The organism is Thioclava sp. F28-4 (genome assembly GCF_002020045.1).
In the GTDB taxonomy this organism is placed as follows: domain Bacteria; phylum Pseudomonadota; class Alphaproteobacteria; order Rhodobacterales; family Rhodobacteraceae; genus Thioclava; species Thioclava sediminum.
The window spans coordinates 1-26,383 of record NZ_MPZQ01000011.1 but is presented as its reverse complement, the minus strand read 5'-3'; the positions used below and the strand labels follow the sequence as shown (position 1 = coordinate 26,383).

General features: G+C 62.9%; 24 protein-coding genes. 19 read left to right on the top strand and 5 right to left on the bottom strand.

The genetic code is table 11. The annotated features are described in order from the left end of the window. Window positions 1–29: 29 nt before the first annotated feature. Window positions 30–950: an NAD(P)-dependent oxidoreductase gene (locus BMI87_RS18195; RefSeq protein WP_078522960.1), complete on the bottom strand. Its 921-nt coding sequence runs from the start codon at window positions 948–950 to the stop codon at window positions 30–32. 204 nt (window positions 951–1,154) lie between these two features. Between BMI87_RS18195 and BMI87_RS18190 the strand changes: the two genes are divergently transcribed. The 19 genes from BMI87_RS18190 (at window position 1,155) to BMI87_RS18100 (ending at window position 21,433) form a co-directional block, all read left to right on the top strand. Further along, on the top strand, window positions 1,155–2,222 hold the full coding sequence (locus tag BMI87_RS18190) for a 2,3-butanediol dehydrogenase (protein WP_078522959.1): 1,068 nt from the start codon (window positions 1,155–1,157) through the stop codon (window positions 2,220–2,222). Between the two features lie 33 nt (window positions 2,223–2,255). After that, entirely contained in the window at window positions 2,256–3,329 is a 1,074-nt protein-coding gene (locus BMI87_RS18185) for an SDR family oxidoreductase (protein WP_078522958.1), read from the top strand. A 10-nt stretch (window positions 3,330–3,339) separates the two neighbouring features. Beyond that, a complete protein-coding gene (locus tag BMI87_RS18180) occupies window positions 3,340–3,624 on the top strand; it encodes a YciI family protein (RefSeq protein ID WP_078522957.1) in 285 nt (94 codons plus the stop codon). Continuing rightward, window positions 3,624–4,658, top strand: a complete 1,035-nt coding sequence (locus BMI87_RS18175) for a Gfo/Idh/MocA family protein (protein ID WP_078522956.1) — start codon at window positions 3,624–3,626, stop codon at window positions 4,656–4,658. Before BMI87_RS18180 ends, BMI87_RS18175 begins: the two co-directional genes overlap by 1 nt. A gap of 1 nt (window position 4,659) precedes the next feature. Beyond that, window positions 4,660–5,640, top strand: coding sequence for a zinc-binding dehydrogenase (locus BMI87_RS18170; RefSeq protein ID WP_078522955.1), 981 nt, complete (start codon window positions 4,660–4,662; stop codon window positions 5,638–5,640). Between the two features lie 28 nt (window positions 5,641–5,668). Beyond that, the gene (locus BMI87_RS18165; RefSeq protein ID WP_210402490.1) at window positions 5,669–6,697 is read left to right on the top strand and encodes an ABC transporter permease; all 1,029 of its coding nucleotides are present in this window, start codon (window positions 5,669–5,671) and stop codon (window positions 6,695–6,697) included. Continuing rightward, window positions 6,684–7,751: a substrate-binding domain-containing protein gene (locus BMI87_RS18160; RefSeq protein ID WP_078522954.1), complete on the top strand. Its 1,068-nt coding sequence runs from the start codon at window positions 6,684–6,686 to the stop codon at window positions 7,749–7,751. Before BMI87_RS18165 ends, BMI87_RS18160 begins: the two co-directional genes overlap by 14 nt. 86 nt (window positions 7,752–7,837) lie before the next feature. Further along, window positions 7,838–10,360, top strand: coding sequence for an ATP-binding cassette domain-containing protein (locus tag BMI87_RS18155; RefSeq protein WP_210402489.1), 2,523 nt, complete (start codon window positions 7,838–7,840; stop codon window positions 10,358–10,360). A 60-nt stretch (window positions 10,361–10,420) separates the two neighbouring features. Continuing rightward, window positions 10,421–11,485, top strand: a complete 1,065-nt coding sequence (locus BMI87_RS18150; RefSeq protein WP_078522952.1) for a maleylacetate reductase — start codon at window positions 10,421–10,423, stop codon at window positions 11,483–11,485. Between the two features lie 14 nt (window positions 11,486–11,499). Continuing rightward, the gene (locus BMI87_RS18145) at window positions 11,500–12,357 is read left to right on the top strand and encodes an intradiol ring-cleavage dioxygenase (protein ID WP_078522951.1); all 858 of its coding nucleotides are present in this window, start codon (window positions 11,500–11,502) and stop codon (window positions 12,355–12,357) included. 14 nt (window positions 12,358–12,371) lie between these two features. Further along, window positions 12,372–13,160, top strand: coding sequence for an SDR family NAD(P)-dependent oxidoreductase (locus BMI87_RS18140; RefSeq protein WP_146681663.1), 789 nt, complete (start codon window positions 12,372–12,374; stop codon window positions 13,158–13,160). Between the two features lie 23 nt (window positions 13,161–13,183). Further along, window positions 13,184–14,236, top strand: coding sequence for a ketopantoate reductase family protein (locus tag BMI87_RS18135; protein WP_078522950.1), 1,053 nt, complete (start codon window positions 13,184–13,186; stop codon window positions 14,234–14,236). 186 nt (window positions 14,237–14,422) lie between these two features. Continuing rightward, window positions 14,423–15,109: a GntR family transcriptional regulator gene (locus tag BMI87_RS18130; RefSeq protein WP_078522949.1), complete on the top strand. Its 687-nt coding sequence runs from the start codon at window positions 14,423–14,425 to the stop codon at window positions 15,107–15,109. A gap of 167 nt (window positions 15,110–15,276) precedes the next feature. Next, the gene (gene dctP / locus BMI87_RS18125) at window positions 15,277–16,269 is read left to right on the top strand and encodes a TRAP transporter substrate-binding protein DctP (RefSeq protein WP_078522948.1); all 993 of its coding nucleotides are present in this window, start codon (window positions 15,277–15,279) and stop codon (window positions 16,267–16,269) included. Between the two features lie 61 nt (window positions 16,270–16,330). Then, a complete protein-coding gene (locus BMI87_RS18120; RefSeq protein WP_078522947.1) occupies window positions 16,331–16,864 on the top strand; it encodes a TRAP transporter small permease in 534 nt (177 codons plus the stop codon). After that, the gene (locus BMI87_RS18115; RefSeq protein WP_078522946.1) at window positions 16,861–18,156 is read left to right on the top strand and encodes a TRAP transporter large permease; all 1,296 of its coding nucleotides are present in this window, start codon (window positions 16,861–16,863) and stop codon (window positions 18,154–18,156) included. The genes BMI87_RS18120 and BMI87_RS18115 overlap by 4 nt, the downstream gene beginning before the upstream one ends. A 25-nt stretch (window positions 18,157–18,181) precedes the next feature. Then, window positions 18,182–18,637 carry a type II 3-dehydroquinate dehydratase gene (locus BMI87_RS18110; protein ID WP_078522945.1) on the top strand — a complete coding sequence of 152 codons (456 nt, stop codon included), beginning with the start codon at window positions 18,182–18,184 and terminating at the stop codon, window positions 18,635–18,637. After that, window positions 18,637–19,518, top strand: a complete 882-nt coding sequence (locus BMI87_RS18105) for a shikimate dehydrogenase (protein WP_078522944.1) — start codon at window positions 18,637–18,639, stop codon at window positions 19,516–19,518. The genes BMI87_RS18110 and BMI87_RS18105 overlap by 1 nt, the downstream gene beginning before the upstream one ends. Window positions 19,519–19,531: 13 nt before the next feature. After that, the gene (locus tag BMI87_RS18100; RefSeq protein ID WP_078522943.1) at window positions 19,532–21,433 is read left to right on the top strand and encodes a bifunctional sugar phosphate isomerase/epimerase/4-hydroxyphenylpyruvate dioxygenase family protein; all 1,902 of its coding nucleotides are present in this window, start codon (window positions 19,532–19,534) and stop codon (window positions 21,431–21,433) included. 251 nt (window positions 21,434–21,684) lie between these two features. Here BMI87_RS18100 and BMI87_RS18095 read toward each other — a convergent pair whose 3' ends face one another. The 4 genes from BMI87_RS18095 to BMI87_RS18080 form a co-directional block, all read right to left on the bottom strand. Then, complete coding sequence (locus tag BMI87_RS18095) at window positions 21,685–22,785, bottom strand: site-specific integrase (RefSeq protein ID WP_078522942.1); 1,101 nt, start codon at window positions 22,783–22,785, stop codon at window positions 21,685–21,687. Continuing rightward, window positions 22,674–22,973 carry a helix-turn-helix domain-containing protein gene (locus tag BMI87_RS23040; RefSeq protein ID WP_168175233.1) on the bottom strand — a complete coding sequence of 100 codons (300 nt, stop codon included), beginning with the start codon at window positions 22,971–22,973 and terminating at the stop codon, window positions 22,674–22,676. The genes BMI87_RS18095 and BMI87_RS23040 overlap by 112 nt, the downstream gene beginning before the upstream one ends. A 260-nt stretch (window positions 22,974–23,233) precedes the next feature. Further along, on the bottom strand, window positions 23,234–25,321 hold the full coding sequence (locus BMI87_RS18085) for an AAA family ATPase (protein ID WP_146681662.1): 2,088 nt from the start codon (window positions 25,319–25,321) through the stop codon (window positions 23,234–23,236). Between the two features lie 81 nt (window positions 25,322–25,402). Continuing rightward, window positions 25,403–26,125 carry a GIY-YIG nuclease family protein gene (locus BMI87_RS18080; RefSeq protein ID WP_146681661.1) on the bottom strand — a complete coding sequence of 241 codons (723 nt, stop codon included), beginning with the start codon at window positions 26,123–26,125 and terminating at the stop codon, window positions 25,403–25,405. Window positions 26,126–26,383 lie beyond the last annotated feature (258 nt).

The window sequence follows — 26,383 nt, the reverse complement described above, 5'->3', positions numbered from 1 at the left end:
CATGGCCTCCGAATGCTGCTCCGCCAATTTCATCTTGTCGACAACTTTTCCTGCCATTTCACCAATGCGAAGAAATCTTCGTCCTGCATGCCCGCGTTTGAGGCGCTTCTATAAAGCTCGAGGATCAGGCCGGTTGTCATCAGCGGCACGCTGTTGCGTCGGGCGGCTTCGCTGATGAGCGTGAAATCCTTGATCATCTGAGACACTGTGAAAGCGGGCGTGAAGTCATCTTCGACGACCGGCTTCTGCTTATATTTGAACAGGGGCGAGGCCACTGCGCTTTCGCAAATTACATCCATCATATCGGCTCGGGTCAGGCCGCCGCTGGCGCCGATGGCCAAGGCTTCGGAGAGCACCGCGGAAGAGGCGCCGACCAGAGTGTTCAAAACGAGCTTCATGTAGCGCGCTTCTTCGCCGTTTCCGAGGAAAAACTGCCGCGCCGAGAGTTTGCGGATGTAGGGGAGCGCTTGGTCCCAGCCCGCGCGGTCGCCCGAGGCGAGCACGGTGAGCGCGGCATTCGCGGCCATGTCGGTGCTGCCGGAAAGCGGCGCTCTGACATAGTTTATTTTCTTGGCTGCGAGAACCTTCGCAACGCTTTCGGAGCATTCGGGGGAGACCGTGCTCATCTCGACCAGCGTCGCGCCCGCGGGCAGGGTGGTCGCGAGGCCTGCGTCATCTCCATTGCCGACGACATCCAGCAAAGCCTGATCGTTCGGCAGTGTCGAGAAGACGATACCTGCGCCCGCGAAATCCGAGATCGACGCGGCCTCGGATGCGCCCAATGCGGTCAGGCGATCGCGGCTGTCCTTCGCCGGATCGGAGACAAGAAGTTTCGCGCCACTCGCCACGAGGTTGCGCGCCATGGGGCCGCCCATTTTGCCCACGCCGATCCAGCCAAGCGTCTGCTGCGTATCGATCTGATCAGTGTCTGCCACCTGGGTCTGGCTCATGCTTATATCTCCCACTTATGTGTTGGGCCGACATTACGTCGCCAAAACGGTGGTGATGGATGTAATTTATCCGAAGCGGAAATTTTTCTGCAGTGATGGCCGGATTGGTTTGTTACGAATCGTCGCAGCCAAATGGCGATCTCGATGTCGGGGTGATCCCGGCAGACCCAGAGGATCGCGAGACTTGGAAAGGGAGGAAAAGCTTTGAAAGCTGTTCGTTTTCACGGAGCGAAGGACATCCGCGTCGAGGATGTCGAAGAACCGTCGAGCAAACTGGCGCCGGATGACGTTCTGGTCGCGCCGATCGTGACCGGTATCTGCGGCACCGATCTTCACGAATATATCGCGGGGCCGATCGTCACCCCGTCCGAACCGCATATCTATACCGGCGCGTCCAACCCGCAGATTCTTGGACATGAATTCTCCGCCAAGGTTCTCGCAGTGGGCGACGAGGTCAGCAATGTCGCGGTGGGCGAGCGTATCTCGGTTCAGCCTCTCGTGGCGCCACGCAATGACTACTATGGCAAGCGCGGCCTCTATCACCTCTCGCCGCAACTGGGCTGCATCGGCCTGAGCTGGGCCTGGGGCGGCATGGGCGAGAAAGCCGTCATCAAGGATTACAACGCGCAATCCGTGCCCGAGGGGCTGACGGATGACCAGGCCGCGATGATCGAGCCGGCTGCGGTTGCGCTTTACGGCGTGGATCGCGGCGGCGTCGAGGCGGGCTCGACCGTTCTGGTCTCGGGCGCCGGTCCGATCGGTGCGCTGACGGTGCTGTCGGCCCGGGCGGCGGGTGCGAGCACGATCATCGTGTCGGAGCCGAACCCGAACCGTCGCCGGATCATCTCGGAAATCGCGCCCTATGCGCATGTCGTCGACCCGCGCAGCGGCGAGCTGCCGACCGTCGTCGGCGATCTGACCGAAGAGGGCGTCGGCGTCGACGTCGCGCTCGAATGTGTCGGGCTCGAAGCCTCGCTCAACGCCTGCGCCGAAGCGGTGCGCCGCCAGGGCAAGGTCGTGCAGGTGGGCCTGCACATGAAACCCGCCAGCATCGACGCGATGCTCTGGGCGCTCAAGGACATCTCGGTCGAAGCGACCTGGTGCTACCCGACGCAAATCTGGCCCCGGATCGGCCGCATGGTCGCCTCGGGCAATTTCCCGATCGAGAAAGTCATCACCTCGCGGATCGCGGCGGAAGATGTCGTCGACAAGGGCTTCGAGGCGCTTCTCGATCCTGCCGGGGAACATCTGAAAATTCTCGTCACCACCTGACGAAACGGAACTGCAAGAAAGGGGCGAAGACCCATGGCTGAACAGAATATTGCGTTGATTGTCGGGGCGACCGGCCTCTCGGGCAGCTACACCGCGCGCGAATTGAAATCTCACGGCTGGACGGTCGTGACGGTGTCGCGCAGCGATGTCGATCTCGAGTGGTCCGACCGGCACATTGCCGCAGACCTGACCGATGCAGAGGGCAGCAAGGCCGCGCTGGCTGCGGCCAAGGACGTGACGCATGTGTTCTATTGCACCTGGTCGCGTCAGGCCAACGAGGAAGAGAATGTCCGCGTGAACGGGATGATGGTGCGCAACCTCTTCGAGGGGATCGCAGGCGCGCCGATCAAGCACGGCGCGCTGGTGACGGGCCTCAAGCATTACCTCGGTTCGTTCGACGACTACGCCAAGGTCACGCCCTACACGCCCTTCCTCGAATCGAGCCCGCGTCTGCCGGGGCCGAACTTCTACTACGCGCAGGAAGATGTGCTGCTGGAGATGGCCGAGAAATACGGCTTCACCTGGTCGGTGCACCGCCCGCACACCATGATCGGCTTCACGGTCGGAAATTACATGAACATGGCGGTCACGCTCGCGGTCTATGCATCGATCTGCAAGCACACCGGCAAGCCGTTCCTCTATCCCGGTTCGCCCGAGCAATATAACGCGGTCACCGATGTGACCGATGCGCGCATCCTCGCCAAACAGTTCTACTGGGCCGCGACGACGCCGGAAGCTGCGAACACACCCTTCAATACCGCCAATGGCGACGTCTTCCGCTGGACTTGGCTCTGGGCGCGGATCGCCGAGTATTTCGGCCTCGAGGTCGCGGAATACCCCGGTCACACGACGCCGCTCGAAGAGCAGATGGCGGATGCGCCCGCGATCTGGTCCGAGATGGTCGCACAATATGGGCTGCAGGACATCCCTGTGACCAAGCTCGCCTCGTGGTGGCACAGCGACGCCGATCTCGGCCGCGAGCTGGAATGCTTCACCGACATGACCAACAGCCGGAAGCTGGGCTTCGACGCCTATCAGAGCACGCCCGACAGCTTCTTCGACGTCTTCGACGAGTTGCGCGCGCGCAAGATCATTCCGGCGAAGTGAGGAGACAGAGATGCATTACGTGATTCATTGCCTCGACCATGACGGTGCCGTCGACAAGCGGCTGGCCAATTACGAGGACCACAAGGCCTATCTGGCTCAGGCGCCGGTGAAGACGGTGATCTCGGGCCCGCTTCTGGCCGATGACGAAGAGACCATGATCGGCAGCTGCTTCGTGCTGGAGGCCGACAGCCTCGCAGAGGTCGAGGAGTTCAACCGCAACGACCCCTTCGCGAAGGTCGGTCTGTGGAAGTCCGTTTCGATCCGTCCGTTCTCCAAGCGCGTGGACAACCGCTGATGTCGGCGCCGGTCAAAATCGCCCTCGTTGGCATGGGCTGGTGGGGGCAGAAGATGCTCGCCGTTCTGTCGAGCGCCCCTGACGACATCAAGGTCGTCCGCGCGGTGGAGCCGAACCTCGACGCGGTGCGCGATCTCTGCGCCGAGAAGGGCGTGACGCTCAGCGCGGATTATGCGGATGCGCTGAACGATCCCGAGGTCGAGGCTGTCGTTTTGGCGACGCCGCACTCTCTGCACACGGATCAGATCGCCAAGGCCGTTGCGGCAGGCAAACATGTCTTCTGCGAAAAGCCGCTCGCGCTCACCGCCGAAGAAGCCGCCCGTTCGGTCGCGCTTTGCGCCGACGCTGGGTTGGTTCTCGGCATGGGCCATGAGCGCCGCTGGGAGCCGCCGATCGCCGAGATGCTGGCGAAGGCCGATGCGGGCGAGCTGGGCCGTATCCAGCAGATCGAGGCCAATTTCAGCCACGACAAGTTCGTCGGCATGGACCCGAGCAACTGGCGCGTTCAGGCGAGCGAAGCTCCGGCAGGCGGCATGACCGCGACGGGCATTCACCTGCTCGATCTGTCGGTCCGCCTTCTGGGCCGCGCGGAAAGCGTGCTGTGCATCTGCGAGCAGCTGTCTTCGGAACTGCCGCAGGGCGACACGGTCGCGGCTTATGTGAAATTCGCCGGAGGCGGGACCTCCTACGTGTCGGCTTCTCTGTCGAACCCGTTCATGTCCCGCTTCACGGTCTACGGCTCGAAAGGCTGGATCGACATTCGCGACAAGGCGCATGTCGAGGCGCCCGACGGCTGGATCGTGACCTCGGCCATGGCTGGCGGCCCGATCGAGACCGTCGAGATCGGCAAGGCCGAGCCCGTGAAGGACAACCTGGTGAGTTTCGCCCGCGCCGTGCGCGGACAGGAAACCTACCCGGTCACCGCCGATCATCTGGTCGACAATATCGCGCTGCTCGAGGCGGTCTTCGCCTCCTCCCGCAGCGGTCAAATCGAACGCGTGGCGCAACCCGCCGCAGCGAAAGTTGGAGCCTGACATGAAAGCCCTGATCTTCGACGAACCGAACAAGCCCATCGTGACGCAGGTGCAGACGCCCGGCATTACGGACAACGAGGTGTTGATCCAGTCGCGCCGCGTCGGGATTTGCCACTCGGATTACGAGCTGCTGGCCGGTCAATATATCATCCCGATTTCCTACCCGGTCGTTCCGGGCCATGAATGGGTCGGCGAAGTCGTCGAGGTCGGGAAGAATGTCGACGGGCTCAAGCCGGGGGACCGCGTAGTCGGCGAATGCGTGATCAACACGCCCGAGCGTATCCATCACTTCGGCTTCTCGATGGATGGTGCGGATCGCGAATTCTTCGCCGCGCGTCCCGAATGGCTGCACAAGCTGCCCGATGCGGTCGATGACGCAAAAGGCGCGCTGATCGAACCCTTCACCTGCGGGTATTACGCGGTGCTGCGCCATGGTGGTGTGTGCGCGGCGGATACGGTGGTCGTCTCGGGCGGGGGCACGATCGGCCTCGTCTCGGCAGCCGCCGCGATCGGCATGGGTGCCCGTGTCATCGTGGTCGATCCGGTGCCGCTGCGCCGCGAGATCGCGATGAAGCTCGGCGCGGATGGCACGATCGATCCGACCGATGGCGATCCGATCGAAGCGGTGCAGGAGATGACCAAGGGCGGCGCCGATCTCGTGGTCGAATGCGCGGGCCATCCGGCTTCGCTGGCCAATGTCTTCGACTATGCCCGCGACGACGGGGATGTCTCGATGGTCGGCATCAATATCGGCCAGAAATTCCCGGTCGAGCTGGGCAAGATCCAGATCAAGAACCTCAACGTGAAAGGCTGCATCGGCTCGCCCGGCGTCTGGCCGGCAGCGATCCGGTTCCTGGAGCGCACCGGGCTCGATCTCTCGCCGATCCAGACCCACAGCTACAACATCGATGATGCGATGACCGCGCTGGAGCTGGGCAAGTCGCCCGACAAGGCGGTCAAGGTCACCTTGGAAATCAGCTGAGACGCGACGCGAGGGAGGAGGAGAAAACATGGCTGAGACGACGCCGCATAGCTTCGGAGGTTCGATGGGACTTTCTTCGATGTCCCTGTCGAAGGGCTTCGTGACCATCGTCGCCTCGACGCTGGCGCTCATCCTCCTTTGCATCATCTTCGCACCCTCGGCGGTCACCGCCGGGTCGCTGATGGGCAGCCTGCCTTTCGCGGCGGTGCTTGGCATCGTCGGGCTCGGCCAGATGCTGGTGGTGCAGCAGGGCGGCTTCGATCTGTCGGTGCCGGGCTCGGTATCTCTCGCGGTGGTGATCGCGACCCACATGCCCAATGGGCAGGACGCGGGGCTTCTGCCCGCCCTGATCATCGCGGTCGGCTTCGCGCTCGCCGCGGGGGTGCTCAATGGCATCATGGTCGCTTATTTCCGCCTGAACGCGATCGTTGCGACCATCGGGATGAACGCGCTTCTGTTCTCGGCGGTCTTCGCGATCTCGGGCGGCGTGCCGCGGATCACGACGAACCTGCTGGCCCATATCGCGGGCGGTCAGACCCTGGGGATTCCCCATTCGGTGCTGTTCGCCCTCGCCATTCTGGCCCTCGTGTCCTTCGGCCTGAAAAAGACGGTAGCTGGCCGTCGCTTCGAGGCGATCGGGGCCAACCCGAAGGCGGCCCGTGCGGCGGGTCTGAGCGTCAAACCCTATCAGGCGATGGCCTATGTGGCGGCGCAGATCCTTTACTGCACCGCGGGCATCCTGATCGCAGGCATCACCCGCGAACCCACGGCATTTCAAGGCAACAGCCTGCTTCTGCCCTCGGTCGCCGTCGTGGTGCTGGCAGGGACCTCGCTTCTGGGAGGGCGCGGCTTTCCAATCTCGGTCGTCATCGCCGCCTTCTTTCTCAACCAGCTCAGCCAGTTCGCTCTGTCGATCGGTGTGCCTTACTCGGCGCAGACCATCGTGCAGGCGCTCGCTCTTGTATTCGGCATCGGGGTCTACTCGATCGAATGGACGAACCGTTTCAAGAAAGAACAGACAAGTTCTACAGAGGAGGAGAACCATGAAACTGTCTAACCTGAAAGGATGCGCTGCCTATATGGCGCTGGGGCTTGGAATTGCCCTCTCGGCCTCGGCGGCCAGCGCAGAGGACGCACCCTCCTGGTGCGGCCCGAACAAAGCCTCGCTGGCGCTGCTCGACGGTTTCGGGGGCAATAGCTGGCGTCTGGTGACCACCGCGTCGGGCAAGGAGGAAGCCGCGAAGTGTCCGAGCATCACCGACTACTACTATGCCGACGGTCAGGGCGACACGCAGAAGGCGATCTCCGACATCAACTCGATGGCGGCGCGCGGTGTCGATGCGATGGTCGTCTTCGGCGATGCCGGCCCCGCGATCCTGCCTGCACTGACCAAAGCCTACCGCTCGGGCGCGGTCGTCGTGCCCTACCGCGTGAATGTTGGCGGTGAGGCTGGCAAGAACTACACCCGCTTCGTCGGTGCCGACTTCGTCTATGACGGCGAAAGCTGGGGCAAGTGGATCAAGGAGAACTTCCCGGACGGCGCGAACATCCTGTTCCTGTCGGGCCCGGCGGGCAACAGCCAGGGTCTGGACGAGCTCAAGGGGATGAAGAACATCCTCGACGACAGCTACAAGTTCCTGAACCCGGACCCCTTCGCGGTCACCAACTGGGATCCGTCCCTGACGCAGCAGGTGCTGTCGGCCGCTATCGCGCAGCATGACAATATCGACGTGATCGTGTCCGACTTCGGTCCGTCGCTCGTGGGCGCTCTGCCGGTGTTCGCGAATTTCGACCGCTCGATCCCGGCGCTCGCGACCTCGGATGGCAACTCGCTCGGCTGCTTCTGGGAGAAGACCCACGCGGACAACCCTGATTTCAAGCTCTTCACGGTCGCGACCGGCAACGACAACGTTCGTCTCGCCGTGCAATGGGCGATCGCAGAAGCGACCGGTGGCACCCCGCCGTCGGAAGAAATCTTCAAGGCTCCGAACTTCGAGGACTCGACCGATGGGGATCCCAACCCCGTCCAGTGTCGCTCGGATCTGCCCGGCGCGATCTATCTCTCTGCTCAGCTTTCGGGTGACGAGCAGGCGAAGGCCGTCGGCCAGTAACCTCCCCCTGTCTCCGGGCGGCGCGATCCGCCCGGAGACTGCCGCGCCAACCCCCTCAGATCGGCGGAACTAAACGGATGATAGCATTGGCTGAAATCGAACCGATGGAGAAGGCGGACGGGCTCCGCGAAACGTCAACGGGCACCCCCGTGATCCGCTTGCGCGGCGTGTCGAAATCCTTCGGGGCGGTCCGCGCCCTGAGCGACGTGAGCGTCGACATTCACGCAGGCGAGGTGCATGCGATCCTGGGCGAGAACGGGGCCGGGAAATCGACCCTGATGAACCTGATCACCGGCGTTCTCCAGCCTAGCACCGGTCGGATCGAATTCGACGGGCGGGACGTGATGCCGCTGTCACCGGAAAGCTCGTCGGCGCTTGGCGTCGCGATCTCCTATCAGCACCCGGCAATCCTGCCCGACATGACGGTGCTCGAGAACCTGCAGGTTTCTCTGCCTGCCTCTGTTTTCCAGGGCGACCGCAAGGACCGCGTCGGCCAGCGTCTGCTGGAAGAGGTCGGCCTCGAGGTGCCGCTGAACGCGCGTGTCGATACCCTGACCATCGCGCAAAAACACCTGCTGGAGCTGGCGAAAGCGCTCGCCGTCCAGCCGCGTGTGCTTATTCTGGATGAACCGACGGCCGCGCTTGATCAGGACGCGACGGATATGCTGTTCGCGAAGGTTCGGGCGCTGAAAGCCTCCGGCACCGCCGTCATCTACATCACCCACCGTCTGGCCGAGTTGCGTCAGATCGCGGACCGCGTGACCGTGTTGCGCGATGGCCGCCACCGGGGCAGCGCGCCTGCGAGCGAGATCAGCAATTCGCAACTTCTGGATCTTATCGTCGGGCGCCGTCTGGCCTCTGCCTTCCCGCCGAAATGCGCCGACGCCAATCCCCCGATCAACTTCGAGGTCGAAGGCCTCAGCGGGCGCAAATTCTCGGATGTGGCCTTCGCCTTCGGGCGCGGCCAGATCGTCGGCGTCGCCGGTGTCGAGGGCAACGGCCAGTCCGATCTGATGCGCGCCTTGGTGGGCCTTCAGCCCTATCGCGGCGCGATCAAGCTTCATGGCCGGACGCTCTCGCCGAAAGAGCTGAAACACGCGGCGGCCTTCATGCCGTCGGATCGCCACTCGGAAGGCCTCGCCGCGGATCTGACGATCCGGGAAAACGCGACCTTCGCCTCGCTCGACAAATATGCCTCGGGCGGCGTGTTGGATCGTAAGAAAGAGATGCAGAAGGTGCAGGAGGTCTTCTCCTCACTGGCGGTGAAGGCCGCGGGCGTCGAGGCGAAGGTCTCCCAGCTTTCGGGCGGCAACCAGCAGAAGATCGTGATGTCCCGCGCGCTTCTGTCGGAGCCGGGCTTCATCGTGGCCGACGAACCCACGCAGGGCGTCGATGTCGGCGCGCGTTTCGAGATCTACCGGATCCTGCGGGAAGTCTCGGACGCGGGCACCCCGGTGATCGTCAACTCCTCGGATGCGGCGGAACTGGAAGGGCTGTGCGACATCGTTCTTGTCATGTCGCGGGGACGTATCGTCGAGACCCTGCGCGGTGACGACATCACCGAGGCCCGCATCGTCGGTGCTGCGGTCGAGGCCGACACGCATGCGCATCACGTCGATGAAGAGCATCAGGCGAAAGAGGGCTTCGGCGCGAAACTGCGCCATTTCGTGCAGACTGATAATGCGACCATCGTGCCGCTCGCGCTGGTGACGGTGCTGCTCGCGCTGTTCGTGAGCGCGCAGAACGAGAATTACCTGTCGTCCTTCAACGTCTCGAATATCCTGATCCTCGCGACCGCGCTCGGCTTCATCGCCTTGGGGCAGACCATCGCCTTGCTGATGGGGGGGATCGATTTGTCGGTCGGGCCGCTCGCCGGTTTCCTCGTGGTGATCGGATCTTTCTTCATCAACGATGGCAGCCCGGCCCCGACGATGGCGCTTGGTTTCGCGCTGATGTTCGGCGCGGCGATCGTCGTCGGATTGATCAACGGCGTGCTGATCCGGTTTGCCAACTTTACCCCCATCGCAGCCACACTGGCGATGTTCATCGGCTTGCAGGGCATGAGCTTCGTGCTGCGCGAGGGGCCGGGCGGCTACATCTCCTTCGACGTGATCGACACGCTCACCCGGAGCTTCGGCCCTGTGCCGGTCGCCTTCGTCGTGATGATTGCGATCGCCATCGCGATGGAGCTGGGCCTGCGCCGCAAGCGGGCGGGGTGGCAGCTTCGCGCAGTCGGCTCGCATGAGGAATCCGCGCGGCGCATCGGCGTGCGCACAGACCGGACCTTCGTGCTCGGCTACATCGCCGTGTCGCTGCTGACCGCGCTTGGGGCGATCATGCTGATGGCACAGATCGGCGTCGGCGACCCGGCGCAAGGCGTGAACTACACGCTGGGCAGCATCACCGCGGTCGTGCTGGGCGGCACCAGCCTTCTCGGCGGGCGCGGCACCTTCATCGGCTCGCTGCTGGGCGCGGTGCTTCTGACCGAAGTGCTTAACGCCGTGTCCTTCCTCGGTCTGTCGCAGGCCTACCAATACGGCTTCCAGGGGGTGCTGATCCTCGTGGCGGCGCTCATCTACACGACCGCGCGTCGGCGCCGCGAGGAGTAACCTCGCGGCCCACGCTGGCTCAATTCAACGCCTCGTCTGTGCGAGGCGCAGGGAGGAACCATGCCTGAAGCGTTCATCTACACATCCACTCCGGGGCGCATCGTCTTTGGCTCCGGGACCTTGGCGAACGTCGCCGAGGAGGTGGAGAGACTGGGCTGCGCCCGTGCGCTGATCCTGTCGACGCCGTTCCAGAAATCCGATGCCGAGGCGCTTGCGAAAGACCTCGGGGAGATGGCGGCCGGAACCTTCACCGAAGCTGCGATGCACACGCCCGTTGCGGTGACCGAGGCCGCGCTCGAAGTCTATAACGAGACCAAGGCCGATTGCGTCGTGGCGCTTGGCGGCGGTTCGACCATCGGTCTGGGCAAGGCCATCGCCTGGCGCAACGATGCGCCGCAGGTGGTGATCGCGACGACCTATGCCGGTTCCGAGGTCACCGACATTCTCGGCCAGACCGAGAACGGGCAGAAGACGACCGTCCGCGATCCAAAGATCCGCCCGGAAACCGTGATCTACGATCCCGATCTGACGCTGGGCCTGCCGGTCGCGATGAGCGTCGCGAGCGGGTTGAACGCGATGGCCCACGCGGTCGAGGCGCTCTACGCGCCCGATGCGAACCCAGTCACCTCGCTGATGGCGGTCGAAGGGCTGCGTGCGCTGAAATCGGCGCTGCCGCGGATCGTCGAGACGCCGGAGGATCGCGATGCCCGGGCCGATGCGCTCTACGGGTCGTGGCTCTGCGGCACCGTGCTGGGCGCGGTCGCCATGTCGCTGCATCACAAGCTTTGCCACACGCTCGGCGGCGGGTTCGACATGCCCCACGCGGAGACCCACGCGATCCTGCTGCCGCATACCGCCGCCTATAACGCCGAGGCCGCGTCGGCGCAGCTCGCCCGAGCGACCGAGCTGTTCGGCGGCGATCTGGGCGGCGGACTCTACGACTTCGCGCGCTCCGTCGGCGCCCCGCTCGCGCTGGCCGACTTTGACCTCAGGGAAAGCGATCTGGCGCGCGCCGCCGATATGGCCGTGCAGAACCCTTACAAGAACCCGCGCGACGTCACGCGCGACGGCATTCTCGACCTGCTGACCCGCGCCCATGCCGGGCAACGCCCCGTCACGACCTGATAGGAATGAATGACATGACCCAAGAGCCGAAGATCGCCTATTTCACCGAGGACGCCTCGGTCGAAACCGTCAACGCCCGGGTTTCGGAGAGCACCGATGCGCGCCTCCAGACCGTGATGGCGAGCCTCGTCCGTCACCTGCATGCCTTCGTCAAGGACGTCGAGCTGACCCAAGCCGAGTGGGATGTCGCGATCGATTTCCTCACCAAGACCGGCCAGATCTGCGACGAGAACCGGCAGGAGTTCATTCTGCTCTCCGACGTGCTTGGGGTCTCGATGCTGGTCGATGCGATCAACAATCGCCGTCCGACCGGGGCGACCGAGAACACCGTGCTCGGGCCATTCCATGTCGATGGCGTGCCGGAATACGAGATGGGCGCGAACATCACCCAAGCGGGCGGGCGCGAGACCTGCCGCTTCTATGGCACCGTCACCGATCTCGACGGCAAGCCGGTCGAAGGCGCGCGGATCGATGTCTGGTCGGACAGCGAGGACGGTTTCTACGACGTCCAGCAGCCCGACATTCAGCCGCGCAACAACAATCGCGGCGTGTTCACCACGGGGCCGGCCGGGCGCTACTGGTTCGAGGGCATAAAGCCGGTCTCCTACCCGATCCCCGATGACGGTCCGGTGGGCAAGATGCTGGGCAAGCTCGGGCGTCACCCGTATCGCCCCGCGCATATGCATTTCATCGTCAGCGCCGAGGGCTTCGATCCGGTGACGACCCACACTTTCGTGGCGGGCGACAAATACCTGACCTCGGATGCGGTGTTCGGCGTCAAGGAGTCCCTGATTGCCGAGTTCACCCCGGTCGAGAATGGCGAGACACTGTGGGAGTCCAATTACGACTTCGTGCTGCATCGGACCGAGTGAGCGGGGAGGCTATCATGTTGGACAAAGACGAGATGGGAGGCGTCGTCGTCACGGGCGCTGCGCGGGGCATCGGCTTCGAAATCGCCCGGCGTGCGGCGGCGGCTGGATATGGCGTGGTGATCGCGGATCTCGATGCCGCGGCAGGCGAGGCGGCAGCGAAGGCCCTGACTGCCGAGGGCGGTCGCGCGATTTTTTGCAAGACCGACGTCACCGACCGGGCTGCCACCCGCGCGGCCATTGTCGCCTGCGAGGCGGAGTTCGGTTTTCTCCATGCCATCGTCAACAACGCAGGTTTCAACCGCCCGCAGCCGTTCCTCGAGACGACCGAGGAGAACTGGAACCAGATCATGACGGTCAACGGCATGGGCGTGATGATCGGCATTCAGGAAGCGGCGAAGGCGATGATCGCGGCCAAGCGGAAAGGCAAGATCATCAACACCGCCTCGATGGCCGGTCGCGCCGGCTTCGGTGATTTCGCCCCATATTGCGCGAGCAAAGCCGCCGTCATCAGCCTGACTCAGGCGGCTGCGCGCACCCTTGCCCCGCACGGAATTACCGCGAACGCCTTCGCTCCCGGCGTGGTGGAGACCGACCTCTGGACGGTGCTCGACAAGGATTTGATGGAAATGGGCGTCTCCTCCGAGCCGGGCGAGGCGCTGCGCAACTTCGCCGCCGGAATCCCGCTCGGCCGCACGTCGACGCCTGCAGATGTGGCCGGAACGGTGGCTTTCCTGCTCTCGCCGGACTCCGACTACATGACCGGCCAATGCCTGCAGATCGACGGCGGGATGATCATGCAATGACCGCAACCGAGGAGATACGCCCGATGACGAAGCAAACCCCTTTCCCTCGGATCGCCTTTATCGGCACCGGTGCGCAGGGCGCATCGGTCGCCGCCGATTTCGCGCTGGCGGGGCTCGACGTCACCTTCATCGACCAATGGCCCGCCCATGTCGAAGCGATGCGGGCGAACGGCCTGACGGTCAATATGCCGACCCGCCAGCTACACACGCCGGTCAAGGCGCTGCACCTGTGCGAGGTCGCCGAGATCAAGGAGCCCTTCGATCTCGTCTTCATGGTGGTGAAAGCCTATGACACCCGCTGGGCGGCGGAGATGATCAAGCCGGTTCTGGCAGAGGACGGCTTCGTCGTGGGGCTGCAAAACGGTATGACCCAAGAGGCGATCGCAGAGATCGTCGGCAAGCATCGCACGATCGGCGCGGTGATCGAGATCGCCTCGAACATGTGGGAACCTGGCATCACCACGCGCCAGAACGACACCGATGAAAGCTGGTTCGCGCTGGGCGCGCTCGACCCCGAGCAGCAACACCGAGTCGAGGATGTGGCGAATATCCTGCGTCATTCCGGCACCGTCGAGGTGGTCGAGGATATCCATTCCGCCAAATGGATGAAGCTCGTGGTGAATGCGGCGGAACTGATCCCCTCGGCGATCATCGACACGGCACTCAACGATGCCGCGCGCCAGCCCGAGTTTCTCGAGGTAATGCGCAAGGCGGGCTACGAGGCGATGGACGCGGCGCTGGCCGATGGTGCCACGGTCATGCCGATCATCGGGATGCCGCCGGTCATGAGCAATCACCCCGAGCGCTATGTCGACGAGATCTTCGACAAGGTGCTGCGGACCTTCTCGCGCGACGACACGCTTACAACCTCGCTGCAGGACTGGCGCAAAGGACGCCGCGCGGAGGTTGACGAGGTGAACGGGCTTGTGGTCGATTTCCTCGAAGCGCGCGGCAAGGCGGCGCCGATGAACCGCAAGGTCGTGGAGATGGCGAAGGAGATTGAGGCCGGCCGGCGCAGGCATCACCCCGACAACGCGCGCGAACTTGTAGCGCATTACCGGGGGCTGGCGCAGTAGGGACGTGTCTGCTTCGCTCGCAAACCCTTCGGCAGCTTGCATGAGGCTGCGCCGTCGCCGGTGGTTTTTCGGTAGCAAAGGTTGTCGCACGTTCAGCGGATTGCGCCTGAATTCGGATAAATTGCTTGGATGATGCCTCGCGCAAGGCGATAAGCGGAGGGAAATGGCAATAGATCGACGCGCGACGTGAAGATACATAAGTTCGATATCAGTGGACATCCCGGGGAGACTGTCGGTGACATCACCCACCGGCGCCTGCGCGGCGACATCGTGCATGGGCGGTTCAAACCGGGGCAGAAGCTGAAGCTCGATCTGCTGCGCAAGAAATACGATATCAGCGTGACGACGCTGCGCGAATTGCTCAGCAGCCTGACGAATGAGGGGCTCGTCACCGCCGAGGGGCAGCGCGGCTTCGAGGTGGCACCGATCAGCAAGGCCGACCTGCGCGATCTGGCCGACCTGCGTCTGCTGCTCGAGACTCACGCTCTGCGCCAGTCCATCGCGAATGGCGATATCGAGTGGGAGGCGGGGGTCGTCTCGTCGCATTACAAACTGGAGACGATCGAACGCGAGCTGATCGCGGGCGGCGACGGCCCGGTGCAACCCTGGGTGCGTCACGACTGGGATTTCCACTTCGCTATGATCGCGGCGTGCGACAGGCCGAACCTGATGCGCACGCATTCCTCGGTCTTCGATCGCTTCATGCGCTATCACATGATCATTCTGGAATTCCGCGGCGAGAAGGCCAAGGAAGACCACATTCGCCTGCGCGACCTGACCTTGGCCCGCGATGCGGATGCGGCTGTGGAGCTGCTGATCTCCCATGTCGAAAGCGGCGTCGACCACATTCTGGCGACCGGTCGCGTTCCCTGAACTTCTTGAACGACGGCGTCTGACAGTCGGCAAGCGGGTGGAGAAGAACACCCGCTCGTGATTTTGTCCGTCAAAAATAAAAATGTATGATATTTTTAAAGTTGACATATGAAATTTGAGATGCCGAATTGAATGAGCCGCTTTCGATGCGGCGAAAGGGAGGAACTATGACCAAATTGACTCGCCGCAGCGTGCTGGCGACAGGGGCCGCTGGCGCAGCCGCGACCCTGATGGCAGGCACTGCATTCGCTCAAGATCGCAAACGGCTCCGCCTGTCTTCGGTGGTGTCGAATAACGACATTCGCGCCAAGGCTTTTGCCCGCATTTCCGAGGATGTCGCCAAGGATTTCGACCTGCAGGTCTACAACCAGTCGACGCTTGTTCCCCAAGGGGGCGAACTGACTTCGATCCAGCGCGGGACGCTGGAAATGGGCCTCGTGGCGCCGCAGAAGCTGGCCGACCAGGTGCCCGAATGGTCGATCCTGACCGCCGCCTACGTGCTGCGCGATGCGGCCCATATGAAAGCCGTCTTCGACAGCGACGTGGGCAAGCAGTTGAACGACCTCGCAGCGCAGGCTGGGCTCCATGTCCTCGCGCCGGTCTATTTCGGCGCGCGTCAGGTCAACCTGAAGCCCGAGAAGAAGATCAACACGCCCGAGGATCTGAAGGGGATGACCCTGCGCATGCCGGGCGGCGACGCGTGGCAGTTCCTTGGCGAGGCGATCGGCGCCAGCCCGACGCCGCTGGCCTATTCCGAGGTCTACACCGCGCTCCAGACCGGGGCGATCGACGGTCAGGACAACCCGCTGCCGAACGACTACAACATGAAGTTCTATGAGGTCACGAGCCAGATCGCCCTGACCAGCCACCTCGTCGGTTTCGACGTGCTTGGTATCTCCAAGAAGGTCTGGGACGATATGAGCGCCGATCAGCAAAAGCTGCTCAAGGACTCCGTGGACAAGGAAATCGCCGCCAGCACCGAGGAGCACCTCAAGCGCGAGCAGGAACTGGTGGACTTCTTCAAGGAGCAGGGCCTCGAGGTCTACGAACCCGACCGCGCCGCCTTCCGGGACTACGCCCAGAAGAAGTATCTCGCCAGCGACTTCGCCAAGAGCTGGCCCGAGGGGATGCTCGAACAGATCAACGCGATCCAGGCCTGACCCCCGGACACATTGAGGGCGGGGGGCCGTGTAGGCCCTTCGCCCCTCGAAAGGCAAACCGATGCAAAACGCGAGCCGCCGCTGGCGGAACGTAGCGCGCCGTCTGGCCGACGCCGTTCCGGCGCTGCTTCTGGCCGCGATGTTCCTGGCCTTCATCGTTCAGGTCTTCATGCGCTATGTCCTGAACCACCCCGTCGGCTGGACGGTCGAGCTGTGCGTCATCGCGTGGCTCTGGGTCGTGTTGTGGGGACAATCCGTCTCGGCGCGCGAAGAAGACGAGATCCGCTTCGACATCATCTACGGCGCGGTCCGGCCCAAGGTGCGCCGCGTGTTCCGCATCCTGTTCTCGCTCTTCATCGTCGGGGTCTATGCGGCCTCGCTGCCGGATGTCCTCAGCTACATCTCCTTCATGAAGATCGAGAAGACAGCCTATATGAAGATCCCCTTCAGCTACGTCTTTTCCGTTTTCGCAATTTTCACGGCGGTCACGATCCTGCGCTATGGCTGGATTCTGATCAAAGAGCTGCGCGGTCAGGGCCCCGAAGATGACAATCCCGACCTGACGCATGTCGCGCGCAAGGATTTCTCCGAATGAGCTGGGAATTCACCCTCGCCGTGGCAGCCATCGTCGCCACTGCCATCGTCGGCCTGCCGATTGGGCATGCCATGCTGGGGGCCTCGATCCTCTATCTTCTGCTCGAACAACAGGACATGAGCATCGCCGCCGAGCAGGTTCTGCGCGGGCTCTACGGCTCCTACGTCCTGCTGGCGATCCCGCTGTTCATCTTTGCGGCTGACCTGATGAATATCGGCTCGCTCTCCGACCGGCTGCTGGATTTCTGCCGCGCGCTGGTGGGGCGCTTCCGGGGCGGGCTTGGCCATGTCAACGTCGTGTCGTCGCTGATCTTCTCGGGCATGTCTGGATCCGCCATCGCCGACGCGGTGGGGATCGGCAAGATCATCATCCAACTGATGACCAAGGACGGGAAATATCCGCCCGCCTATGCCGGGGCGATCACCGCCGCCGCCGCGATCATCGGCCCGATCATACCGCCCTCGATCCCGATGGTGCTCTACGCGCTCGTCTCCGACACCTCGATCGGCTACCTCTTTCTCGGCGGCGTGGGGCCCGGTCTGATCCTCGCGCTTCTGCTGATGGTGATGAACGCCATTCAGGCACGCCGTCACGACTTCCCGGTGGAAGTGCACGTGCCGGTGCGCGAGATGCCCCGCATCACGCTGCGCGCCGTGCCCGCATTGCTGATGCCGGTGATCCTTCTCGTGGGCATCTATGGCGGCATCACCACGCCGACCGAAGCGGCCGCACTCGCCGCGCTCTATGCCTTCCTGATTTCAACCTTCCTCTACCGCTCCGTCAGCCTGCGCGCGGCCTATGAGACCGTATGCCAATCCGCGCGATCCACGGCGAGCGTGGGCATCCTGATCGCCGGGGCTCTGGCCTTCAACTACGTGGTCACGGTCGAGCAGATTCCGAACGAGATCCGCGGCGCCTTGGGCGACATGCAGCTCGACCGCGTCACCTTCCTGCTGCTGGTCAACGTGCTCCTGCTGGTTCTCGGATGCCTGCTGGAAGCCAATGCGATCCTCCTCGTGATCGTGCCGATCCTGCTGCCGACAGCGGTCTCGCTCGGTGTAGACCCGGTGCATTTCGGGGTGGTCGTCGTGGTCAACACGATGATCGGGCTCGCAACGCCGCCCTACGGGTTGCTGCTCTTCGTGGTCAGCGGGATCACCAAATCCCCGATCGGCCAGACGATCCGGCATCTCGTTCCCTTCCTCATCATCATGATCGTCGGACTCGCGATCATCACTTTCGTGCCGGGCACCGTGCTGTGGCTGCCCCGGCTTTACGGTTACGGCGGCTGACAGGCCGCAAATCAGGAGATCCCACATGGCCCAGAAAGACCTTCCGATCCTGGTCATCAATGGCCCCAACCTGAACCTGCTCGGCACGCGCCAGCCGGAGATCTACGGGCACGACACGCTCGAAGACGCCGAGCGGTTGAGCCGCGATGCGGCCGCCGCGGCGGGGGTCGAGATCGACTTTCGCCAATCCAACCACGAGGGCGAAATCGTCGACTGGATCCAATGGGCCCGCACCAACGCCTGCGCCATTCTGATCAACCCGGCGGGCTTCACCTCGACCTCCATCGCGATCCTCGATTCCCTGCTGATCTTCGACGGGCCCATCTTCGAGGTTCACGTCTCGGCCTTGTTCCGGCGCGACGAATTCCGCCACCCCTCCTACGTCTCGAAAGCGGCGACGGCGAAAATCGAAGGCTTCGGCATCGCGGGCTACGGCTTCGCGATCACCCGGATTGCCCAACTCGTGAAAGGCGCCAAGTGATGCCTGCCCCCGAGAGCCCTTCTGAGATAGCGTCGGACGACGCGGTCATCCGGCTGGGTCTGATCGGCGACAATATCGCCGTCTCGCAGGCCCCGCGCCTGCATCGGCTGGCCGGGCTGCAGAACGGGCGCGAAGTGACCTATGACCGGCTTGTCCCGCGCGAGCTTGGTCAGGATCACGCGACGATCCTCGCCGACTGCGCCGCACAGGGTTACCGGGGGCTCAATATCACCTATCCCTACAAGGAGAAGGTGGCGGCGCTGGTGCGGATCTCCGACCCGATGGTCCGACGGCTGGGCGCGGTGAATACCGTCCTCTTCGAACCCACCGGAGCCGAGGGCCACAACACCGATCACTCCGGCTTCATCTCCGCCTACCGCGCCGCGCGAGGGGGCACTCCGCCCGGAGCCACCCTGCTTATCGGCACCGGCGGCGTGGGGCGAGCCATCGCCTTCGCGCTGGTTGCGCTCGATGCCGCCGAGATCCGCCTTGCCGACCACGACATCGAGAAGGCCGAGGTTCTCGCGTCGGAACTCGAAGCGGCGAAACCGGGACTTCGCGTCACCGTGGGGCGGGACGCCGCCGAGATTTCCGAAGGCGCCGAGGGGCTCATCAACGCGACCCCGGTCGGCATGACCGGCCATCCGGGCTCGCCACTTGAGGCATCCGCAATCACCGGCGCATGGGCCTTCGACGCCGTCTACACGCCGGTCGAGACTGAATTCCTCGCTGTGGCACAGGCGGCGGGCCTGCAGGTCATCTCGGGTTACGAGCTGTTCATCTGGCAGGGCGTCGATGCCTGGAAGCTCTTCACGGGTCTGCCGCTCGACGTCGCCCGCTTGCGCAGCGATCTCGCGAAAACCGACCCGGCCACATCCTGAAAGGAGGCCTCCCATGAAAACCGCCATCGCCACTGTCTCGATCTCGGGAACGTTGCAGGAAAAGCTGGAGGCGATCTCCGCTGCGGGCTTCGACGGGATCGAGATTTTCGAACAGGATTTCATCGCCCATGACGGTGGGCCGCGCGAGGTCGGCCAGATGGTGCGCGATCACGGGCTGGAGATCTTCCTCTTCCAACCCTTCCGCGACTTCGAGGGTCTGCCGGAGCCATTACGCCACCGCGCTTTGAGACGCGCCGAGCATAAGTTCGAGCTCATGCGCGAGCTCGGCACCCGCGACATGCTGGTCTGTTCCTCGGTCCATCCCGAGGCGCTTGGCGGGATCGATCGCATGGCAGACGATTTCGCCGCCTTGGGCGAGCTTGCCGCAGGTTACGACGTCCGCGTCGGGTTCGAAGCGCTGGCATGGGGGCGCCATGTCTGGGACCACCGCGATGCGTGGGAAGTGGTGCGCCGGGCCGATCATCCTAATGTCGGCCTGATCCTCGACAGCTTCCATACGCTCGCCCGCAAGATCGACCCGGATACGATACGGCGGGTCCCGGGAGACAAGATTTTCTACGTCCAGCTTGCCGATGCTCCGGCGATCGATATGGACCTGCTCTATTGGTCGCGCCACTTCCGCAACATGCCGGGCGAGGGCGACCTGGACGTCACAGGCTTCATGCGCGCCGTGATGGCCACCGGTTATGACGGACCGGCGAGCCTCGAGATTTTCAACGATCAGTTCCGCGGCGGCCCGACACGGACCATCGCACGCGACGGCTATCGCTCACTGGTGGCGCTGATGGATGACGTTCGCCGCAGCGAGCCCGGGCTGGAAGACAAGATCGACGAAATTCCCGCGCGCGTCGCCGTGGACGGGGTCGAGTTCATCGAGTTCGCGGCGCAGGGCACGGAGGCGGAGGCGCTGAAGACGTTGCTCACGACCCTCGGCTTCCGCATGTCGGGGCGGCATCGCAACAAGTTGCTGGAAGTCTGGCGTCAGGGCGATATCCGCATTCTCATCAATTCCGAGACCACGGGCTTTGCGGCCTCCACATGGACAGCGCGCGGCACCAATGTCTGCGACATCGGCCTCAAGGTCGCGGATGCGGCCTCGACGGTCACGCGTGCGCGAGCGCTCGGCGCCGATACCTTCTCGCAGCCGGTCGGGCCGGGGGAACTGGACATCCCGGCGATCCGTGGGCTTGGAGGCTCGGTGCTGCATTTCGTGGATGCCTCGAGCGGTCTCAGCGAAGTCTGGGACGTCGAGTTTGAGCCTGCAGAAGACATGTCGAACCGAGACGCCGGCCTGGCCTCCATCGACCATGTGGCGCAGACGATGGAATATGACGAGATGCTCAGCTGGGCGCTTTTCTACACGACGCTGTTCGACATGCAGAAAGCTCCGATGGTCGACGTGATCGACCCGGACGGGCTCGTTCGCAGCCAAGCCATCGCATCGCGCGCGCGCCCCGATGGAAAGGGTCTGAAGGTTACGCTCAACGGAGCCGAGACCCATCGCACCCTCGCAGGCGATTTCCTGACGCATGGCTTCGGCGCGTCTGTGCAGCATGTGGCTCTGAGAACCGACGATATGCTCAAGACCGCCGCCGCGCTGGCCGATCTGGGCTTCGACCCGCTGCCGATGCCGGCGAACTACTATGCGGATCTCGAAGCGCGCTTCGACCTGTCGCCGGAATTTCTGGAGCGGCTGCGTTCGGCCAACATTCTCTATGACGAGGATGCGAACGGCGCCTTTCTTCAGCTCTACTCGCGGCCCTTCGCAGGGGGCATGTTCTTCGAAATCCTCGAAAGACGGAATGGCTATGCCGGCTTCGGCGCGGCCAACGCCCCGTTCCGGATCGCCGCGCAGAAGCGGTTTGGCCGCGTGAAGGGCATGCCCGACCTCTGAGTGACGGCGACTCGGTGAAATGTCCCCAAGTGTCTTGGAGACGGGAGCAGGGAGACGCCGAACTCGGCTTGCCGCTGATCCTCCATTCTCCCGCGTACTGTCCGTTTTTCCGTTTCGCAGTGAAATGGCGGCATGCTCAGTCTCTGGTGTGATTTTCACCAGAAATCAGTCTCTTACGATTTCGAGTAAGCTGGAGCGGGTAGCGGGAATCGAACCCGCGCGTTCAGCTTGGGAAGCTGACAGGGATTCGTTCAAGTCGTTGTTTTTGATTTGATTTTCTTGGGGCTTCGGGAGAGTTTTCGGGAGGCATTGTTGGACAACGCTGAAAAACCATCGATAGCATTTGCCAGATCTTCGTCCAAAACGTGGGCATATCGGCTCGTCGTCGTGATCTCAGAGTGACCCAAGAGACGGGACACCAGCTTAATGTTTTGTGTCTGCCGAAGCATCCGCGTCGCGAAGGTGTGGCGGAGATCATGGAAATGAAAGTCTTCGATGTCGGCCGCGTTCACAGCTTTTCGGAAATGCTCGAACGCGGTCGAGTTTTGGAGAATGCGCCGACGTGCCGCTCTCTTTCGATTGTGGACCCGAAATGTGAAGACGTAAGGGGCGTGATCGGGATCGTCAGATTTTTCAAGCGTCGCGAGCATTGCCTTGATCTCCCGGCTCATCGGAAAATTCATCGACTTTGCAGATGTGCCGGTGTCGGTCTTCATCTTGAACTTCATTCGTCCTGTATCGACGTCAATATCACGCCAGCGCAGTTGGCAGATTGATCCCTGTCGCGCGCCCGTCATGAGTGCGAACTGGACCAGCGGATGCAGGTCGCGGCGAAGATGTTCGAACAGCCGTTTCTGCTCGGCGATCGTCAGTTCCCTGACGCGTTCTTTCGGCTCGGGAAGCCTCGTCGCGCTGAAATTGAGGTTTGGAACTGCGGCGCCGTGCTTGTTCTCCATATGCCGAAGGGCGCGAGCAAGCGAGGCAAAAGTTCGGTTTACAGTCGCGTTTGATACCTCTGAGCGCCGGCTGGACCGGAGCCGCATAAGGTCTGCATCAGTCAACTGGGAAAGAGGTGTCGCAGGTTTTATGACCGTGAGGATCGATCTGAACTGACTTCTCGTTGTCCTAGCGCTTGGCTGGTCTTGGCTGACATCCGCGAAGTAGGTTCCGAGTGCTTCGGACAGCGTGAAGTTTCGCGTAATTTCGGGAGCGTTTCGCGCGGCGACCCGAGCTTCTGCCTCTACTGCCTTCGCTTCCTCGAAGTCGTCGGTCCCGCAAGATCCATAAAATCGATGACCCCTGATTTGGAAGTCGTAGTGCCAGTTGCGCGAACCTTTGGGTCGATAGGGCATTTCGGTTCGATCCTTTTCGTGTTCCGTCCGACAAAGTCGGCGAGATCGCGTGCGTCGTAGCGGATTGATCCACTTGTGAGGGTGATGAACGGCAGGCCAGACGCGCGGAGGCGCCGCAGCGTTTTTGTGGAAACGCGCAGCCGGTCCGCTGCCTCTCTCGGGGTTAAGAGTCTCGGAATATCATCCATCCCACCCCCCGATATGTCGGGGAGAGAAGCGGACCCAGTTTCTATCTTTGTCTTGCCTTGCCATAGCCGCATCGCTCGGTTGCATCCCCGCAAGCTCACGGGGCCCGCTGATGCATCAATTCTAAGCTATGTCTCTGGCCTAAACCGCGTATTTGCTCGCCAGCATCGTTCGAAGATGTTGATAACTCAGGATAGTTGCGATTTTTTCGCATCTACGAACATCATGCGCCGAGAAGCTCCGTGCAACATCGCGGATTCCATCATTTGGGTTTGAGATGGGTGTCCAGAATTTTCCTTCCCAGTCGGGTGGAATGCGGAAACACTCGTGATGCGAGATCTTGCAAGCGGTCTGCCTCGAGCTCCCGGTGTTCGAGCAGCGTATTTTTGAGGAATTCGAGCGACTGCGTATTTTCCGCGATCAAATTTGTCGCGGCGCGATATGCCTCATCGAGAATTCCGACGACGTGGGCGCGCAGTTGCTCAGGCAGAGACACGAGTTGATCACTCTTAACTGGTGCCCAGAATAGCTCTCCTCCAAGCAATCCCATTTTCGTCACGGTATCGAGGGCGAGGCGGGTGGCGACGCCGAGATCGGAGTGTTCCGACCCGCCGGCGCCGCGCGAAACCGATCCTAGCATAACCTGTTCCGCAGCCCGCCCCGCGAGACCAACAGTAATCGCGGCACGAATGTTGTTCTCGGTGAGCAATGGCGCATCGGCCCCTTCGATGTATCCGCCGAACGGCCCGATCACGACACGTGTAGGAAACGTCGGCAACAGGCTAAACGCCGCAAGGAGATGGCCCGCTTCATGGATTGCGATCCGTTCGAGTTGGTCAGTCGCGGCGGCCGGCGCGACCTCCAGCGCGGCATGCCAAAGGTCGTCAGAGGTGACTGCGCGTCCGAGTTGCCGAGCAATGCCAAGCGCGGAGCGCGCGACGCTGGCAGCGGTCGCCCCGCTGGCGCCCAGCAAGAGGTCCGCGCCTTGCGTCACATTGAGATCCGGTGCGCCGAGCGTATCGCGCAAGATCGCTTTGAGCCCGGCTCGGTCCGGGTAGCGCATCCTCAGGTGCAGATCGAGCCGCCCTGCGCGCCGCAGCGCCGGATCGATAACGTCTGGATGGTTCGTTGCTGCAAGCACCATCACGCCCGGTGTCTCGGCCAGCCGCGTGAGTTGAAGCAACATGGCATTGATCACCTGTCGTTGATATTCGCTGTTTTGGTGGTTGGTGCCACGGCTTGTGAAACTGTCCATTTCGTCGATGAAGAGGACGCAGGGCGCCTTCGAGATCGCTTCCAAGACGACTTCGTCAAGAGATGCGAGCATCTTTCCGAGGTGTCCGGCCTTTTGGCACTCTGCATAGCTCGTGGCCACCAGCGGAACGCCGAGCTCTTCGGCGACTGCCCGCGCTAGCATTGTTTTGCCACAGCCGGTTGGCCCCGAGATCAACGCACTCGTGTTTAGCGCCGACCAGTCGGCCTCGCCAGATTGCCAGCAGCTGAAGCCTGCAAGTAGGCGATCGAGCTGAGGACGGATCGGCCCAAGACCCTGCACGCGATCGAGCGCGCGGACTTGTTTCGGTGCACAGGCAGCAGAGTATTCTACTAGCCTTTCGGCAACTTCGGCTGCCGTTGCTGCCTTGAAAGCCGGCGTCAGCAACGGGCCGTCGAGACGGCGAAGTGCGTCATCGGTGGGCAGAGCGTCGTTAAGCGCGCCCCAAGACCTCTCTTCGGTCTCGGGATGCGTGATGCGCAGAAGCTCGAGGATCAGAGCGCGCGAAACCGGCGGCATTACGAGGGGGGCCGGACAGATCGTTCGCGCAACGCTCGTAAAAGCAGAAGGGTCGGCTGCGACGGCGAGAAGCGGATCGCCGAAGCTGATGGCTTCGTCTTGCGTCTGCCGGAAGCGTTGATGTTGACGCGCCCGTTCGGAGGCCGACGCGCCGCGCGGAGAGGCGTCGACGCGCGCAACAAGTCTGATGTCTTCCTTGCGGCGCAAGCCAAGGAATTTTCTCAACCGGGGGAGGAGGCCCGGCAGATCGGCCATCGCCAGCACGAGATCGCGTCCAGGGCGCACTTGAACCAGCGTGCAGCTGCCGCCTTCGTGCATCCGATGAGCGGCGGCCTCATCTCCAAGGAGATGCGCAAAGCGAAGCGCGAAGGCGAGGGTCTCGATCGAGAAGGCAAACATCTCCGCCTGATCGTCGTCGAGCTCCTCCGGATCGGAGGCCGATGGAGGCTCGCAGGGCTTCATTAGGTGGCGGAGAAATTTCTCCGCGAAAGCGACCTTTCGGTCGGAGTTGAAGAGTTCTTTTAAGGGGGAAGAAGTGGTGGGAAGGGAGTGGGGCATGAACGGATCCTCGGTCGAGGTTGGAAAGGAAGAATACACAGCCCTCTCCCACCCGGGGGCAGGAGGGGGCGCAGAGACAGGTCAGGAGTCGCGCATGCGCTTCGAGCGCGACCGTTGCCGCGCGAAGCTCTTGGTGGCGGCACGCGCTTCCTTCCGCGCGATCCGATCGAGCAGGCGCAGGATCACAGGTTCGAGCTCGGCGCGATAAACCTCGGATTTGACCCGAAGATATGCGGCAAATTCCGAATGCGGCAGCTCCATGCCGGGGTGCTGCGTGGCGAGCCATTTGTGGGCGCGTTTCTCAATTCGCTGCGCGTGGCGCCCCGTGCGCATCGGCACCTTGCAAAGCAGCTCGCGCGGCAACTCCGGGTCGCGGTGCAGTTGATAGTTCAACCGCGACTCCGGAATGCGCGAGTAGCCCAGCTTGACGGCGTGCTTGCCAGGCTGCAGCTCGAAGCGCATCGCGTAGAGATAGCTCGGCTCGGTCGACCATCCCGCTCCGCAGCCAGGACAGGTGAAGCGCCCAGTGACCATATTGCCACGCGTGATCCGGGACAGCGCACCGCAGCCATCGGCATGGCAATAGATCCGGTAATCGGCCTTGCCTTTCGGGTCAGCGCCGACCAGATCCCAGCCCCTGGCTCGGGCGTCTTCACGATCGCGGGCCTCTTGGCAGGCCTCACATTCGGGCCCGAACTCGCCACGCGCGACACGCAGCACAGAGCCAAACTGCCGCCGCACCTCATGGCCGCACAGCGCCCTGTAAAAGGCATAGTGCCGGTCCTGGGGATCGCGTCGCAGCAACTCGAAGCCAGCTTCGCGCGCCGTCTCTTGCCACCTCGCCTCAACGCAATGCGGGCATTCGGGCTGGAAATTCATCAGCACGTAATATCGGCTCGCATGAATGTTGCCGCAGGTCTCGCATTCGAGCGCAAGGGTGTTCTATCCGAACTGGCTCGTGCAGATCAGCGATCCCGCTAGGGCGGACTACTTCATCTGCGGCCCGACGGGCTTCATGCAGGAGATGGTTTCCGGTCTGAAGGCAGCAAACGTTCCGGACGC